18 protein-coding genes, 1 tRNA gene and 1 pseudogene are annotated in these 16,230 nt (G+C 38.8%); all 20 read left to right on the top strand.

What is annotated here, in order from left to right; genetic code table 11:
- Nucleotides 1-21 precede the first annotated feature (21 nt).
- The 20 genes and pseudogenes from G574_RS0105650 to G574_RS10815 all read left to right on the top strand — a co-directional run bounded on the left by G574_RS0105650 (nucleotide 22) and on the right by G574_RS10815 (nucleotide 16,230).
- Nucleotides 22-693: a DUF4417 domain-containing protein gene (locus G574_RS0105650; protein ID WP_029691349.1), complete on the top strand. Its 672-nt coding sequence runs from the start codon at nucleotides 22-24 to the stop codon at nucleotides 691-693.
- Nucleotides 690-1,070: a hypothetical protein gene (locus tag G574_RS0105645; RefSeq protein ID WP_084677580.1), complete on the top strand. Its 381-nt coding sequence runs from the start codon at nucleotides 690-692 to the stop codon at nucleotides 1,068-1,070. The genes G574_RS0105650 and G574_RS0105645 overlap by 4 nt, the downstream gene beginning before the upstream one ends.
- Nucleotides 1,060-1,126: transfer RNA gene (locus tag G574_RS11525), tRNA-OTHER, on the top strand. The genes G574_RS0105645 and G574_RS11525 overlap by 11 nt, the downstream gene beginning before the upstream one ends.
- A gap of 138 nt (nucleotides 1,127-1,264) precedes the next feature.
- Nucleotides 1,265-1,756, top strand: coding sequence for a terminase small subunit (locus tag G574_RS0105640; protein ID WP_029691347.1), 492 nt, complete (start codon nucleotides 1,265-1,267; stop codon nucleotides 1,754-1,756).
- The gene (locus G574_RS0105635) at nucleotides 1,746-3,071 is read left to right on the top strand and encodes a PBSX family phage terminase large subunit (protein WP_029691346.1); all 1,326 of its coding nucleotides are present in this window, start codon (nucleotides 1,746-1,748) and stop codon (nucleotides 3,069-3,071) included. The genes G574_RS0105640 and G574_RS0105635 overlap by 11 nt, the downstream gene beginning before the upstream one ends.
- Nucleotides 3,072-3,082: 11 nt before the next feature.
- Nucleotides 3,083-4,669, top strand: coding sequence for a phage portal protein (locus G574_RS0105630; RefSeq protein WP_029691345.1), 1,587 nt, complete (start codon nucleotides 3,083-3,085; stop codon nucleotides 4,667-4,669).
- A complete protein-coding gene (locus G574_RS0105625; RefSeq protein WP_029691344.1) occupies nucleotides 4,656-4,904 on the top strand; it encodes a hypothetical protein in 249 nt (82 codons plus the stop codon). The genes G574_RS0105630 and G574_RS0105625 overlap by 14 nt, the downstream gene beginning before the upstream one ends.
- 2 nt (nucleotides 4,905-4,906) lie before the next feature.
- Nucleotides 4,907-6,055: a phage minor capsid protein gene (locus G574_RS0105620; RefSeq protein ID WP_029691343.1), complete on the top strand. Its 1,149-nt coding sequence runs from the start codon at nucleotides 4,907-4,909 to the stop codon at nucleotides 6,053-6,055.
- A gap of 144 nt (nucleotides 6,056-6,199) precedes the next feature.
- Nucleotides 6,200-6,763, top strand: a complete 564-nt coding sequence (locus G574_RS0105615) for a phage scaffolding protein (protein ID WP_029691342.1) — start codon at nucleotides 6,200-6,202, stop codon at nucleotides 6,761-6,763.
- Nucleotides 6,764-6,780: 17 nt separating this feature from the next.
- Entirely contained in the window at nucleotides 6,781-7,659 is an 879-nt protein-coding gene (locus tag G574_RS0105610) for a hypothetical protein (RefSeq protein WP_029691341.1), read from the top strand.
- Between the two features lie 10 nt (nucleotides 7,660-7,669).
- A complete protein-coding gene (locus G574_RS0105605) occupies nucleotides 7,670-7,915 on the top strand; it encodes a hypothetical protein (protein WP_029691340.1) in 246 nt (81 codons plus the stop codon).
- Nucleotides 7,916-7,956: 41 nt separating this feature from the next.
- Nucleotides 7,957-8,352: a hypothetical protein gene (locus tag G574_RS0105600; protein ID WP_029691339.1), complete on the top strand. Its 396-nt coding sequence runs from the start codon at nucleotides 7,957-7,959 to the stop codon at nucleotides 8,350-8,352.
- Nucleotides 8,342-8,668 (top strand): putative minor capsid protein, encoded by a 327-nt coding sequence (locus tag G574_RS0105595; RefSeq protein WP_029691338.1) that lies wholly within the window; start codon nucleotides 8,342-8,344, stop codon nucleotides 8,666-8,668. The genes G574_RS0105600 and G574_RS0105595 overlap by 11 nt, the downstream gene beginning before the upstream one ends.
- Nucleotides 8,668-9,027 (top strand): minor capsid protein, encoded by a 360-nt coding sequence (locus G574_RS0105590; protein WP_029691337.1) that lies wholly within the window; start codon nucleotides 8,668-8,670, stop codon nucleotides 9,025-9,027. The genes G574_RS0105595 and G574_RS0105590 overlap by 1 nt, the downstream gene beginning before the upstream one ends.
- Nucleotides 9,027-9,434, top strand: a complete 408-nt coding sequence (locus G574_RS0105585; RefSeq protein WP_029691336.1) for a minor capsid protein — start codon at nucleotides 9,027-9,029, stop codon at nucleotides 9,432-9,434. The genes G574_RS0105590 and G574_RS0105585 overlap by 1 nt, the downstream gene beginning before the upstream one ends.
- A gap of 4 nt (nucleotides 9,435-9,438) precedes the next feature.
- Nucleotides 9,439-9,897 (top strand): phage tail tube protein, encoded by a 459-nt coding sequence (locus G574_RS0105580; RefSeq protein WP_029691335.1) that lies wholly within the window; start codon nucleotides 9,439-9,441, stop codon nucleotides 9,895-9,897.
- 39 nt (nucleotides 9,898-9,936) lie between these two features.
- Nucleotides 9,937-10,320, top strand: a complete 384-nt coding sequence (locus tag G574_RS0105575) for a hypothetical protein (RefSeq protein ID WP_029691334.1) — start codon at nucleotides 9,937-9,939, stop codon at nucleotides 10,318-10,320.
- The gene (locus G574_RS0105570) at nucleotides 10,320-10,907 is read left to right on the top strand and encodes a Gp15 family bacteriophage protein (protein WP_029691333.1); all 588 of its coding nucleotides are present in this window, start codon (nucleotides 10,320-10,322) and stop codon (nucleotides 10,905-10,907) included. Before G574_RS0105575 ends, G574_RS0105570 begins: the two co-directional genes overlap by 1 nt.
- A 19-nt stretch (nucleotides 10,908-10,926) precedes the next feature.
- Nucleotides 10,927-14,733, top strand: a complete 3,807-nt coding sequence (locus tag G574_RS0105565) for a tape measure protein (protein WP_029691332.1) — start codon at nucleotides 10,927-10,929, stop codon at nucleotides 14,731-14,733.
- A pseudogene (locus G574_RS10815) lies at nucleotides 14,730-16,230 on the top strand (distal tail protein Dit). Before G574_RS0105565 ends, G574_RS10815 begins: the two are co-directional and overlap by 4 nt.

Here is a 16,230-nt window from a genome sequence, read left to right as displayed (position 1 = left end):
GTTTTTTATTAGGGGGATAGTATGGGTGATTTAAAACCGTATCACAGACAGAACACCATTAACCAATATAATTTATTAGATTATGATGCCACGCGCACAGATGGCAAGCATGATATACCGATGCTTGAGTCAGTTGACCATGTACCAAATACATTACAGGGATTTAATTATGTCTTGAATAAACCAAATTATTCAGCAGGTGTGCATTTTTTCTTGGATGATTATCAGTTTGAGAGAGTTTGGAAACGCCCAGATTTTTATATAGAGAAACTAGCTGGTTTTGATTGTGTGCTTACTCCAGACTTTAGCCTATATACAGATATGCCAATAGCCATGCAACTATGGAATGTGTATAGGTCAAGAATGATAGGGCAGATGATGCAGAATTGGGGTTATACAGTGATACCAACCGTATCATGGACAACCTCAGAAAGTTATGGATTTTGCTTTGATGGTTTACCTCATAATAGTACAGTAGCAATCAGCACCATAGGTATTAAGAAGAACAAAGAGCGCTTTTCTTTATGGAAAAATGGTGTAGATACCATGATTGAAAAACTAAGTCCTAAGCGTATCTTGGTATACGGTGGTAAGGTAGATTATGATTATAAAGGTATCGAGGTTATTTATTTTGGTAATGACACAACAGAAAGGATGGACACATGGGTGGCAGAGGAGCAAGCTCCGGAATGAGTGATAAAGGTAAGAAATACGGTACAGAATATAGCACCTTACATACAGCAGGTAACATTAAATTTATTAGTTATAATGGTGGTAATGCAAAAACACCAATGGAAACTATGACAAAGGGCAGGGTCTATGTATTGATTAACAAACAGAAAGATGCCCCTAAAAGTATCATTTATTTTGACGCTAGCAATAAAAGAAATAAGCAAATTGATTTAGACCATGAACATAAAGGTATGAAACCACACACCCATCATGGTTACAATCATGCGGAGTATGAAATTGGTAAAAAAGGTGGTACAAATCTAACAACCAAAGAGCATAAGTTGGTTGAAAGAGTAAATAAAGAGTGGTATAATTACATTAAGAAACGCAAGGAGTAGCATAGGGGGAGTGCGCCTTGATTGAGGATGCTCAGGTTCAAATCCTGACGCTTGCGTTACATCTTTGCCCCTTAATTGGGGCTTTTTTTGTGCCTAAAATCCAAAACAATGGTAAAACATCCCCTTTTTAACCATATAAAATGAAATCATGAGTAGAAATACTTGTGATTTTTTTGTTGGAAAGGAGGTAGCGAATGAATGAAAGACAAAGGCGCTTTGCAGATGAGTACATAAAGACAGGTAATGCAACTCAAGCTGCTATAAATGCTGGGTACAGTGAAAAAACAGCAAACAGAATTGCTAGTCAAAACTTGTCAAAACTTGACATAAAATCATACATTGATGCACAGATGCAAGAGCTGCATAAGTCAAATATCATGGATGCAAAAGAGGCTTTATCTATCTTGTCAGACATTGCAAGGGGTAAGAGAGATGAAGAAGTGTTGATACTTAACCCAACGACAGGGAAAGTTGAAAGACACACTAAGAAAGCAGACAACGCCACAGTTATTAAAGCCATTACTGAAATCTTAAAACGTTACCCAACAGCTAAACAGTCTGAAAAACTAGAACTTGAATTGGCTAGACTAAAAGAACAATTAAACACGGGCAAAGATGAAGATGATGAAATTATCATCATTGATGATCAGGCAGGAGAATTGGAGGGATTGATAGATGACCTCTAAAAAACCTAACTTTATCAAGGAAGATAATATAAATCCCCATTTTAATTCTGTATGGGTATCGCCAAAGCCTTATAACGTTCTAAAAGGTGGGCGGAACTCTTTTAAATCGTCTGTAATCGTCCTAAAACTGGTGTATATGATGCTTAGATACATCAGAGCTAAGGAGACAGCCAATGTGGTTGTCATTCGTAAGGTAGCCAATACAATTCGTGACAGCGTGTTTAATAAAGTGTGGTGGGCTATTGGTATGTTTGGGGCTGCTGGACGATTTGATAAGACTGTAAGCCCGTTTAAAATCACTCATAAAAAGACAGGCTCAACCTTTTACTTTTATGGTCAAGATGACTTTCAAAAGCTTAAATCAAACGACATTGGCAATATCATAGCCGTTTGGTATGAGGAGGCGGCAGAATTTAGCAACCAAGAGGATTTTGACCAGTCAAATGTGACCTTTATGCGGCAAAAGCATCCACGCGCTAAATTTGTACAATTTTTTTGGTCTTACAATCCGCCAAGAAATCCTTACAGTTGGATAAATGAGTGGTTTGAGAGTATCAAGACTAATCAAAATTATTTAGCCCACTCTAGTACCTACCTTGATGACAAGTTAGGGTTTGTAACAGATCAGATGCTAGAGGACATTGAGCGCATCAAAGAAAACGACTATGACTATTATAGGTATTTATATTTAGGAGAGGCTGTCGGTCTTGGTAATAACGTTTATAACATGAGTACATTTCACCCATTAGATGTCTTGCCAAGTGACGATAGGCTTATTGGTATATCCTTTGCACTTGATGGAGGACACCAACAATCAGCCACCGCTTGTTGTGCTTTTGGTATCACAGCTAAAGGCAAGGTAATCTTATTTGATACTTGGTACTATAGCCCAGCAGGTCAAGCAGTAAAGAAAGCACCTAGCCAACTATCACAAGACATCAATAGCTTTATACAATCCGTTATCAGCAAGTATAAAGTACCAATCTTGCAATATACAATTGATAGTGCAGAGGGGGCATTGAGAAACCAGATGTATCTTGATTTTGGTATTAGGTGGCATCCGGTAGCTAAACTAAAAAAAGTAACAATGATTGATACTTTCCAATCATTACTTGCACAAGGTAGATTTTATTATATCAATACAGAGGATAACAAGGTATTTATTGAAGAACACAAAATGTACAGATGGGATGAAAAGACCATACAATCTGATAACCCAAATGTCATTAAAGACGATGACCACACATGCGATGTCGCACAGTATTTTATATTAGACAATGCCAACATACTTAGTTTGCGTGTGGGTAATTCATAAGGAGGGCAAACATGAGCCTAATTCAAAAAGTAAAAGACTTTTTCAACCGTGGGAGGTATAACATGGAAACATCAAACCTTAACAGCATCCTTGACCATCCAAAAGTAGCTGTTACACAAGCAGAATTTAGCAGAATACAACACAATCTATCTTATTATCAGTCTAAGTTTGATGACATTGAGTACATCAACACAGATGGCGATAGGAAACGTAGAAAGATGCAACACTTACCTATTGCACGAACAGCAGCCAAAAAGATTGCTAGCCTTGTTTATAATGAGCAGGCAGAAATCACAGTAGAAGATAGCACGCTTAATGACTTTCTAAATGACATGCTAGGGAATGATAGATTTAACAAGAACTTTGAGCGGTATTTGGAGAGTGCATTGGCTCTTGGCGGGCTTGCTATGCGCCCTTACGTTGATGGCGATAAAATACGTGTAGCATTTATTCAAGCACCAGTATTTTTGCCATTACAGAGCAATACACAGGATGTATCAAGTGCTGCTATCTTAACCAAGACTATCAAAACTGAAAATAGAAAGAATTTGTACTATACACTTGTTGAGTTCCATGAGTGGGTAACACCAACTGGGCAAGAAGTGGGCAGTACGAAAGATAAGAGCCTATACCGTATCACTAATGAGCTTTATAAATCAACATCTGATAGCACACTTGGTGAGCGTGTGAATTTGAGCGAGTTATACCCAGACTTGCAACCAGTAACACCAATACAAGGCTTGTCACGACCATTGTTTACTTATCTCAAAACACCCGGCATGAACAACAAAGATATTAACAGCCCATTGGGTCTATCAATCTTTGACAATGCTAAAACTACCATTGATTTTATCAATCGTACATATGATGAATTCATGTGGGAGGTTAAGATGGGGCAACGGCGCGTGATTGTACCGCAACAATTGACTCAATTACAGGTACAGAATGAAAATGGAGAGATAGCATTTAAACGCCGTTTTGATGTAGAACAAAATGTTTATATGCAGATTAGTGCTGGTAACATGGACAGTGGAGGTATTGTTGACCTCACAACGCCTATTAGGTCATCCGACTATATTTCAGCTATTTCAGAGGGTCTTAAATTGTTTGAGATGCAGATTGGCGTATCAAGCGGCATGTTTACCTTTGACGGACAGGGTGTTAAGACAGCAACAGAGATTGTAAGTGAAAACTCTGATACCTACCAAATGAGAAATAGTATTGTTGCTTTAGTCGAGCAATCTATTAAAGAACTTTGTGTGTCCATGTGTGAGCTTGGTAAAGCTGTTGGTATTTATAAAGGTACTATACCGGAACTTGATGATATATCAGTAAATCTCGATGATGGTGTGTTTACTGATAGACATGCAGAGCTTGATTACTGGATGAAGATGGTAGCAGCTGGATTTGCAACACAGAAAAGAGGTATTGCAAAAACACTTGGTGTTACAGATGATGAGGCAGAGAAAGAACTTGCTGAAATCAATGGAGAGCTACCACCAGAGAATGATGCAGAGCTTGCCCTATACAGTAAACACACACAAAACACAGTAGGAAACAGTAAAGATACAGTAGGAGAAGAAGATGGCGAAGTATAAGAAAAAACCAGTTGTAATTGAGGCTGTTAGGTTTATTGGGTCAAACTATGAAGAAATCAGAGAGTTTATTGGTCAAAATACATTATGCTCTGATTTAAGTGTTGTCATTCCAACGCTTGAGGGAGATATGGTAGCTCAAAAGGGGGATTATATTATCAAGGGTGTAAAAGGTGAGTTTTATCCATGTAAGCCAGATATTTTTGCTGAAACCTATGAGGTAGTTAGTGAGGCTTAACTATGAGCGATACAAAGAAACGCCCAACCATCAATGACCAACAGCTTTCTTTACATATGCAAGGTGTGAGTGATATTTACTCTAAGATGCAGATTGAGCTATTTGATAGCATGATTAGACGATTAAAAGAGCGTGGCAATGCTGACCTTGCAGAAAATCCCTATATTTGGCAACTCGAGAAGCTAAATGATATGCACATGCTCAATGAGGAAAACTTGAAAATCATTGTTGAGCGTACAGAAATTGCAGAGAGTTTATTGCGTGAGGTTATTGAAAACGAGGGCTTAAAGGTATATCAAGATACTAAGCAACAACTAGAGGAGGACTTGAAAAGGTCATCTAGTTGCGAGGTTAGAAACGGTGTAACTGATGCCTTAGAGGCTTACACACAGCAAGCTATAAGTGACCTTAATCTTATCAATTCCACTTTGCCAGCAAGCATACAGGCTGTTTTTAAGTCGGTGGTAGAACAGACAGTAGCTCAAGTGGTATCTGGTACTAAAACAAGTGACAGAGCTTTACATGACACAATCATGGCATGGCAGAAAAAGGGTTTTACAGGTTTTACAGATAGGGCTGGTAGAGATTGGAGGGCAGATAGCTATGCTAGGGCAATCATTAAAACAACAACTTACAGGGTATATAATGACATGCGTACCAGACCGGCAGAGGAGCTTGGTATTGACACCTTTTACTACTCAATCAAATCAAGTGCTAGGGCTGCTTGCGCCCCATTGCAAGGTAAGATTGTTACAAAAGGAGCTGGTAGGATAGAAAAAGGTATTACCATCCATAGCTTGCTTGATTATGGCTTTGGTACTGCTGGTGGGTGTTTAGGTGTCCATTGTGGGCATTATCTGACACCGTTTATAGTTGGAGTAAACACTATTCCAGAGTTACCAGATTATATTAAAGACCTAACACCAGAGCAAGCAGAAGAAAATGCACGTATCGAGGCTAAACAAAGAGCCTTAGAGCGTAACATTAAGCATCATAAGGAAAGATTACACTATGCAACGACAATGGGTGATGATGAGCTGATACAGGCTGAAAGGCTTAAAGTTAGAGCTTATCAAGGTAAAATCAGAGTTCTTGTTGATAATCATGATTTTCTAAATCGAGATTATAGCAGAGAGCGTATATATGTTTAATTGTCAAGAGGGTTACATATCGTAGCTCTCTTTTTTGTGTCTAAAACCGTAAAAAATCCCATTCAATCCAAATTAAACTGAAATAGTAAATCAAATATTACTTTTAGCGGGAGTTATCCGCTTAAAAAGAACTAGGAGGTAAATATGGGGCTTACAACAGAGGCATTATCAGAGCTTGGATTGTCAAAAGAACAGATTAAAGATGTGTTTGCTTTATATGGTAAAGATTTAAACGCAACAAAAGCTGAACTTGAGACTATCACACAAGAGCGAGATAGCCTTAAATCACAGTTGCAAAACACAGAGGCACAGCTTGAAACGTTGAAAGCAGATGCAAATACAAGTGCTGAACAGAAAGAAGCTCTTGATAAATTGCAAGCTGAATATGACAAATACAAAGCGGATGCAGCTGCTGAACTTGCACAAACTCAAAAGGTCAATGCTATCAATCTTGCATTGAAAGATACCACCGCACACAATCCATCAACCTTGATGAAGTTCATTGATGTTGATGTCATTGAACTTGATGAAAATGGTAAACCAAAACTAGATGACATCATCACAGGTTTAAAGGAAAGTGACCCATATCTTTTCAAGGCAGATGATGACAAACCTAACCCAAATATCGTTGCGACTGGAAATCCAGTAGCAAACGGCACAAATGATGCTGACCCATTCCAAGCAATTATTGATGGGTACGGTAAATAAAAGAAAGGAGATTAGACATGACTAATCAAAATAACCCAGTACGTCGCTATGAAAAGCAATATGCTGGTATTTTACAAACAGTATTTGGTGTTAAATCAGCCTTTACTGGTGCTTTGTCTGCTATCCAAGTTTTGGATGGTGTGCAAGAAAATGCTAAAGCGTTCTCTGTTAAGACTAATAACACACCAGTAGTTATTGGAACTTACAAAACAGGTGAAAATGATGGGGGTTTTGGTGATGGTTCTGAAGCCAATTCACGTTTTGGAGACTTAACAGAAATCAAGTATGAAAATACTGATGTTGAGTATGATTACACCCTAACTATCCATGAAGGTCTTGACCGTTACACAGTAAATAATGACCTTAATGCTGCTATTGCAGACCGTTTGAAACTGCAATCAGAGGCGCAAACACGCAAAATCAATAATCGTATTGGTAAATTCCTATCTGATAACGCTGGTGTAACAGAGGCACTTGCTGATTTTACGGAGGATAAGGTAAAAGCCTTGTTTAACAAAGTCAATGCTTACTACATCAATCAAGAAGTAACTGCACCAATTACCATTTACCTACGCCCAGAGCTTTACAATGCGATTATTGACATGACAGCCAATACCTCTGCTAAAGGCTCAAGTGTATCTATTGATAACAATGGGCTTGCACGCTACAAAGGATTTACTTTGGTAGAAACACCAGCTCAATATTTCCAAGAGGGTACGCTTGCTGTATTCTCACCAGATGGTATTGTTATCCCATTTGTTGGTATCTCAACAACTCGTACTATTGAGGCAACAGAGTTTGATGGTGTGAAACTACAAGCAGCTGCTAAAGGTGGTACTTACATCTTGGATGATAACAAGAAAGCAGTTGTTAAAGTCACAGGAACAGTCGTCTAGGAGGTAACCAATGGCACTTTATAAAGCAACAAAAAATCTAGTTTTTAAATCACTAGGTAAAGGCGTGATTGTCGATGAGGTTATTGAGCTTGAAACTGATTACGCTGAAAAGGTCAACAAAGACCTCAAGTTAACTTTTCCAGATGTTGCTGCTGTCCTTGTTTCAGTTGATGAAACTGTTGAGGAAAAACCTAAAAAGACAACACGCAAAAAGAAAGCAGATGATACTGAAACAGTAGAAGAGGCTGTTGAATAAATAAGGGGTGGCAACACCCTTTGTTTTTAAGGGAGGTTACTATGTCTTATTTAACCAAAGATGAGTTTGTTGATGATTTAGGTTTTGATGATGTGACTGACTTTGACAAGCTAGCTAAAAGGGCAGAAATTGCTATCAATCTCTATACTCAAGGCATTTACCAACAGTACATTGACTTTGAGACAGAGGCAGATTATCGCAAGTCTGCTGTAAAGCTAGCTACGGGCTTTCAGATTGCTTATTTGGATAGCTCTGGCATCACAACAGCTGATGAAAAACAAACCATGTCGAGCGTATCTATCGGTCGTACCAAGATTGATTATGGCAGTCAACACCGTATTTCAGCAGGTCAACAATTCAACCTTTGTTTGGATGCTGAAAACGCCCTAAAACAAGCTGGATTTAGCTTAGTTGTGGGGGTTGATTATGATAGATAAACGGCTATTGACTGATGCTATTTCTGTCCGAAAGGTTGCGGGCAAGAATGGTTATGGAGATGAAAGCTACTCTGACCCATTGGATATTAAGCCAGTAAGGTTTGATAGGTCGGTGCAAGTTGTGGGTACTAACAACTCTAAAACACGGCAGAAAGTCGGAAAAGTATTCATTTACCCCAGATTTATTGATGTGACAGTTGATGATAGTTGGCTGGGTGCGTTGGTCAATGATGGGGTGCGTGATTACCTTGTTACTGGTTATGAGGTCAATACCCTTAACGGTAAAATTTTCAGTTATGAGGTGGAGGTTATCTAATGGCTAAAGGCTTTGTTACCCATGCCCACGTTGACCTTGGAGGTGTTACTAAAAAAGTATCACCAGAGGCAGTAAGGAGAGGGCGGCAGGCAATGGCTAATCAAATTTTATTAGACACAAATGCCTATGTACCGTTGAGAGATGGAGCTTTAAGGGCTAGTGCAACCATTGGCTTACAAGGTGAGACTGTCAACTGGAATACTGTTTATGCTAGAGCACATTTTTACGGTACAAATGGCATTGTGACTTTTAGAGAGTACACAACACCAGGTACTGGTAAAAACTGGTATGTGAAAGCTAAAAACAAACACCTTGACAAGTGGAAAGATACAGCCGTTAAGGCGATGGGGCTTAAATAATGCAGAATAACAAAAATTTTCAAGATGTGCTACTGGCACATATTAACAACATCAAAGACTTACCACTAAAAGCGAGACTGGATTATTTTGAGGATGATAAAGATGATTTAGTTATCAATGCTCTAAGTGGTGGAATTATCGACAAAGAGTACATGGATGGTACTAGGGAGGTATCACTACCATTTGAAATTGCTGTAAAAAGCAAAACAAATGGAGTAGCCAATGACATTATTTGGCTATTAAATGGTGACTTATCAGATTTTGACCTTGATTTACCTAGCACCGACAACTCTTATACTTTTTTATCGTTGAAAGTGGATAAACCCGGTATCAATGGTAAGGATGAACAAGGTTACTTTGTTTACTCAATGCAAGTAATTGCAAAATTAGAAATTACAGGAGGATAATTCAATGGCACGAAATAAAAACGCCAAGCGTAAACACGAAATTGCACCATTTGACCCTGAGAACCCAACTCAAGTGCCAGATGAGGGCGCATGGAAACGCCTAGCTAAGTATATTGAAACTATTGATGATGAAACAGATGAAGATACAGATGACACTGGTTACTATGATGGAGATGGTACACCAGAAGAAACTGTATTGTCTGTTGTTGGTGGCTACTCATTTGAGGGTTTGTTTGACCCAGAAGATGAAGCTCAAGCGATGATTGCAGCTATGAAATATAAAACTGGTGATGCACGTCGTGTGTGGCATCGAGTGACAACAGCTGATAACAAAAAGACTTATACACAAGTTGCTAACGCATCTGAAATCAAAGCAGGTGCAGGAGATGCAACATCGTATGAAGAATTTGGCTGTACGCTTAAATGGATTAAAGAGCCTATTGAGGCTGGTGTTGGTGGGTAACCCATCATTTAACTAACAGACATTTTGGAGGAAAATAACATGTCAAACAATATTATCAATCTTAATTTAGGCACAAAGGCACTTACTTTTAATTTTGGTGAGTTCCATCTAGATTACTTATCAGATGATGAAAAAGATGATAAGTTACGCATCAAATCACAAGAACTTATGGAAAAAGCAAATGTTCTTGAGAACAAAGAAGAAGAAATGGATGACCGAGAAATTAGGGTTAATATCAAAGCGCTAATTGATGAATTCTTTGAAATTCTATTTGATGCAGATGCTCCACAAAAAATCTATGAGGCAGTAGGCAAACACACATGGAACTATCTAAATGTTTTCTTGCAGATTTCAGCAGCTATTCAAAAAGAATGGGATAAAAAACGAAACGATGAAAATTTCAAGAAGTATCTTGCTGAATAATGTTTGATATTTCCAAAAAAATGGATGACAAGCTGGTACTTAAAGATAAAGAGTATCAGCTTTTATTATCGTTTGACAGGGTCTTGTGGGTTTTTGATATGTGGAATAAAGCACATATCCCAATGGAACTAAAACCTAAATTAGCTTTAGCCAAATTAACTAATGATGTGATTTTTAAGGATATGGATACTGAGGAGGCGTTAGCTATCTATGCAGAAGTATTTGAGAAACACATACAAGTTACTAGAGCTATTGATGAAGTTGATAGATATGACATTGAGGGTAATGTAATGCCTAAAAGATCTAAGGATGACTCAGATAGCGATGATAAACCTTTGTTTAATATCAAATATGATGGTGAGTACATTTTTTCATCGTTTATGCAAGCTTATAACATTGATTTGATTGAAGAACAAGGGAGATTACACTGGCAGAAATTTAACGCTTTATTATCTGGTTTACCAGATGGAACAAAGTTTGTTGAAGTTATGAAAATTAGAGCATGGAGACCCTCAAAGGGGGAAGATGCTAAAGAAAAACAAAAGATGCGTGAATTACAGGAGCAATACGCATTACCCAAAAATTAATATGGAGAGGAGGTAGAACATGGCAGACGGAAAAGTTACTATCACAGTTGACCTTGATGGTACAAGTGCCCAACAGGGAGTTAAATCGTTAAAAAGTTTATTGCAGGGGTTGGGTGATACCTCATCATCAGGATTTGGTAAAGGTTCTAAATCTGCCCTTGGTTTTGGCGCTATTACGGGTGTTGCTAGTGCTTTAGTACAAAAGGGTATGCAGATGGTTAATAACTCTGTTGGTGGAGCAATAGACCGCTTTGATACTCTCAAGAAATATCCAGTAGTCATGAATGCGCTAGGTTACTCAGCTAAAGATGTAGCTAAATCAACAAAATTACTCAGTGACGGTATTGATGGGTTGCCAACAACGCTTAGTGATATTACCAAATCAGCTCAAGTGTTTGCTCCTCTAACAGGTAGTGCAACTAGTGCAGCAAAGTCAGCTGTAGCCCTTAATAATGCTTTTTTGGCTAGTGGTGCAAGCTTGTCAGACACCAGTCGAGGTATGCAACAGTATACGCAGATGCTATCAACAGGTAAGGTTGATATGATGAGCTGGCGAACATTGATGGAAACTATGCCAGTAGCTTTAGATAAAGTAGCTAAGTCTTTTGGATTTACAGGTAAGTCTGCTAAAACAGATTTATTTAATGCTCTAAAAAATGGGGAGATAACCATTGATGACTTAAATAAAAAATTCGTTGAGCTTAACGAGGGTCAAAATGGATTTGCAGAACTCGCCAAGAAAAATAGCGCAGGTATTGGTACATCATTTGCGAACCTTAAAAATGCTGTTATCAAAAACTTAGCCAATATGATTGAGGCTATTGATAAAGGGTTTGCAAAAGCAGGTTTAGGTAGTATTGCAAAGACAATTGACGGTTTAAAGGGTGCTATTAATAGTACTTTCGAAACAATTACGCCAATAATTACAGACTTTGTCGCCAATGCTATCAAAGCTGCTAAAAAGATGTGGGATAGCTTTAAAGATACTGGGGCTATATCGGCAATTTCTAATGCTTTTGCCCACATTAAGGATGCTGCTGAACATGTTTGGGATAGTTTAACCAAAGGAAAAGAGATTGATTTTGGCGAATTAGGAAGTAAAATCGGAGAGATTGCTAAATGGTTAGCTGAAGCAGCGACCAAGGCATCTAATTTTATTTCAAACTTGCCACCCGGCACAATTCAATCAATAGCTGGTGCTGTACTTGGTATGGTTGGGGCTTTTAAAACAGTATCAACAGCAACTAAAGCCATCAAGGGTTTAAAAAATTCGTTTGGTTTACTAAAAACAGCTTTATCTAACCCATGGGGGCTAGCTATCGCTGGTATTGGTATGTTAATTGGTTGGTTTATTCAAGCATACACAACTAGTGAGACTTTTAGAAATAAGGTTAATGAAGTTGCAAAAGTGATTGGTGAGGTGGCTTCTAAGATTGCAGAATTTGTATCTGGCTTAGACCCATCTATGTTTACTTTGATTATGCCAGCATTAGCTATGCTGATTGCTAAATTCAAGAGTTTTAGCTCATTGGGTAGCTTGAATCCATTTAAGCTATTCAAAAAGAATGCCAAAGATGCCTTTACTGGTGCAAGTGGGTCAGCAACGCAGTCTAAAGGTATCATTGAGCAAGTCTTCTCTGGTCTAGGTACGTTAATAACCTCAATAGCGCAGGGCATATCTACTGTTTTACAGGGTCTTGCAACAGCGATATCAACAGTTGCACAGGGATTTGGTCAAGCAGCAGCTATGGCAAGTCCTACGCAATGGTTATCGATGGGGGCTGCAATGCTCATGGTTGGTGCAGGTGTAGCTTTAGCTGCTAGTGGTATCTATATATTAGTGCAAGCAGCAATACAGCTAGCAAGTGCAGGAACAGGTGCACAAATTGCAATGTTGGCACTTGGTGTTGGTATAGCAGCTTTAGCAGGTATATTTGCATTATTAGGTCCAGCTTTGACGGCGAGTGCTGTCGGTATCTTAGCCTTTGGTGCATCTGTTGCCTTAATTGGTGCAGGTATAGCAATTGCAGCGGTTGGCTTATCGGTATTGGTTAATGCTTTTGCTAACGCCCAAGGAGCTATTACTGCTACAGGTCAAGCGATAAGTGCTGCAGCTCAAGGTATAGGACAAGGTATTCAATCTGCTCTTTCTGGCGCTGCTCAAGTAGTACAGAGTTTTGGCACAGCCATTCAATCAGCGCTGGATGGTGTCGCTAATGTTTTTAGAAGTGTTGGAGACTCTGTTAAATCAGCTTTCGAAGGCATAGGTAATGTCATTAAAAGTGTGGGTAGTTCCATCAAGTCTGTCTTAGACGGTATATCTGGTGTAATTGAATCTATTGGAAAAGCTGCCTTAAATGCAGGTAAAGGATTTGATAAGTTAGCTGATGGTGTTGTCAAAATAACTAATACAAAGTTAGGTGATATGGCAGCATCTTTAGCGGCAGTTGCAAAAGGTGTTGGGAAAATTGCAGCTCATTCAGAAGGACTATCGCAAGCTGGTTCAGGAATGAAGAATTTAGGTGCAGGGATGCGGACTGTTTCAACAGCTGCTAGTACAGCTGTATCTGGTTTGACAATGTTTGATAGCAAAATTAACAGTTTAAAGACAGTTGTAATGAGTTTGCCACAAATGTTGACAAGTGCAGCTTCTGGATTTTCAAGATTTACTAGCCAAGCAGTTTCTGGTGTTGCAGGGTTATCTGCTATCAATGCACCGATTGCAACATTTAAGAGTCAAATTATGACAATTACCCCAGCATTAATGATGGCAGGTGTCAGCTTTGCCTCATTTGGTTCAAAAGCAATGGTTATTAGTGTAGCTTTTGCTACTGTTGGCGGTCTTATAACTGCATTTAATGCACGTGTAATGACAATTTCAACTACTATGACAATGGCAAGCACCTCATTTGCTATGTTAGGTTCAAGGATTTTGGCTGTTGGCACAGCTCTCATGACTGTATCTACTAGTTTTATGCAAGTATCATCTAGTGCAACTAACGCATCATCTCAAGTAAGAAATATGGCAACCAGCACACAAGCTGTTATTTCAGCCTTTAATGCTATGCGTGGACAAGTGCAATCATCAATGCAAGCTATTCTGGCTGTTATTAGGTCAGTTGGTAGTCAAATGAAGTCTCAAGGTCGCCAAATAGGGCAGCAGACAGCACGTAATTTAGCACAAGGCTTGAGTAGCGGAAGAGGGCAAGCAGTCAGTGCTATGACCTCTATAATGTCTGCTATAAGGTCTGCCGGGATGTCTGGTGTCGGTGCTATGCGCGGGATTGGTGCGATGATAGGGCAAGGGTTAGCCGCTGGTATGATGTCAGCTTTAGGAGCTGTAACAGCTGCAGCTAATGCCTTAGTAGCTCAAGCAGAAAGAGCAGCACGAGCTAAAGCACAAATTCACTCACCATCAAGGTTGTTTAGAGATAGCGTAGGGCGTTTCTTACCAATGGGGGTTGCTGTTGGTATTGAGAAAAACACCAAATATGTTGATAAGGCTATGGGTGGCATGTATGACAACATACAGGCATTTAGCTATAAAGCAGAGGATGTCATTGGTGTTGGTAAAACTAAGTTATCTAAAGTAGTGCAAGTTAAATCAGACTTTGAGAACGCTATTAAAACTAAAGTAGAAGTTGCTAAAGAGAAAGGTAACGACCTTATGAAAAAAGCTCTTGATATTGCCGAAAAAGCAGTAGAGCGACCATCCGAACTCATACTTGATGATGGCACTTTAGTTGCCAAAACAGGTGATAAGTATGACCAGTACCAAACAGAGCAAACTAGACGAAAAAATAGAATGAGAGGGATAAGACTATGACAAAAGAAATGACATTCAACGGCGTTGACATGTCACGTTTCTTTAGGATTACAGATATTATCCGCCCCATTGGTAATACAAGGAGCGTATCAACTGATAACGCTCCTTTATTGGGGGTGAATATCCAGCAAGTGAAACGTGGCGAAAAAGAGCATACCATCAAATTTGACATAAAAACATCAAATGCAATGGAGATGGAGCAGTTAAAGCATGAGTTAGCTGGTGTTTTAGATGTCTTAGAGCCTGTAAAAATTACTTATAGTGATGAGCCGGATAAGTATTATATGGGGCTACCGATAGATGACATTACCCCAGAAAACTTGACAAGATGGTTCCAACGCTCAGAACTAAAAATCCTTATACCAGACGGCGTTGCTCATAGCTCGACGTATAGAAAACTAGATAGCGGTACTGATGCAACACAAATGTCCGATAAGATGCTATTTACTTTAACAAATAATGGAACAGCCCCAGCGTATCCAATTATTACCGTGAAGCATAATGCTGAAAATGGCTATATTGGTTTAGTAAATCAAAATTCTGCTTTTGAGCTTGGCAACCGTGAGGAAGCAGATACAGAGACGGTTAAACAATCAGAGCTATTACTAGATTATAGAGATAGTAATATCATCACAGGTTTCAGTAAAGCACAAAAAAACGCTGCTATAAACAACGACAACATGCAAAAATTAAACAGTACACTTAATACTGTTAATACTTGGGGGAGACAACATATTCAACTGCATTCAAGAGGGGGAACTGTTGGGAATAATGCAGGTAGCCTTACTTGGGAGATACCGGTTGATAGTTCTGGTGGTGTTGGTTCATTAAATGATTATGTTTGGTGGAGACAAATCTTTTGGTTAGGTGCGTCTAACCAATATGGATTTATTAAAATTGCTGTTTCGGATGCCGATGGTAACTTTTTGTACGGAGTTGAGACATTTAAACGTTATCGAGGGCTAGAATGTGAATATAACTTTATGGCAAGTAATGGTAAAGGTGGCTATAACTTTATCAAGCGCTGGACATTTACAGGTACTCATTTAAATAACCATAATCCGTTTAATAGTACTCGTGGCTGGTCTGACCTAAAACGCAATGATGATAAGGTGCAAGTGTATTGGTGGGGGTCATATCCAGTATTTACTATTCCAGAAATAAAAGGGAAAAAGTCCGCCAAAATCCATGTTACGATTGGCAGCATAGGGAATAAACCAGTTGTGTCTCACATGTACCTTGATAGTATTTTTTACCGTAAGGATTTTGTGTCAGTAACAAAAAATATCCCTAATCGGTTTGCTATTGGTTCTAACGTCGTTATTAATAGTGAAGATGACACTATATATTGATGGTATCACAAAAGCCAGCGAGGTTGTGGATGGTTCCAAATGGATATCCATCCCACCCGGCACAAGTCAGTTAGAGTTATATGTATCTAGCTTTGTGAAAAATAAACCAACAGTAAACATAGAATTTGAAGAGAGGTGGTTATAA

The sequence above is a fragment of the Streptococcus hyovaginalis DSM 12219 genome (assembly GCF_000420785.1).
Taxonomy (GTDB): domain Bacteria; phylum Bacillota; class Bacilli; order Lactobacillales; family Streptococcaceae; genus Streptococcus; species Streptococcus hyovaginalis.
This window is presented reverse-complemented; position numbering and strand designations above follow the sequence as displayed.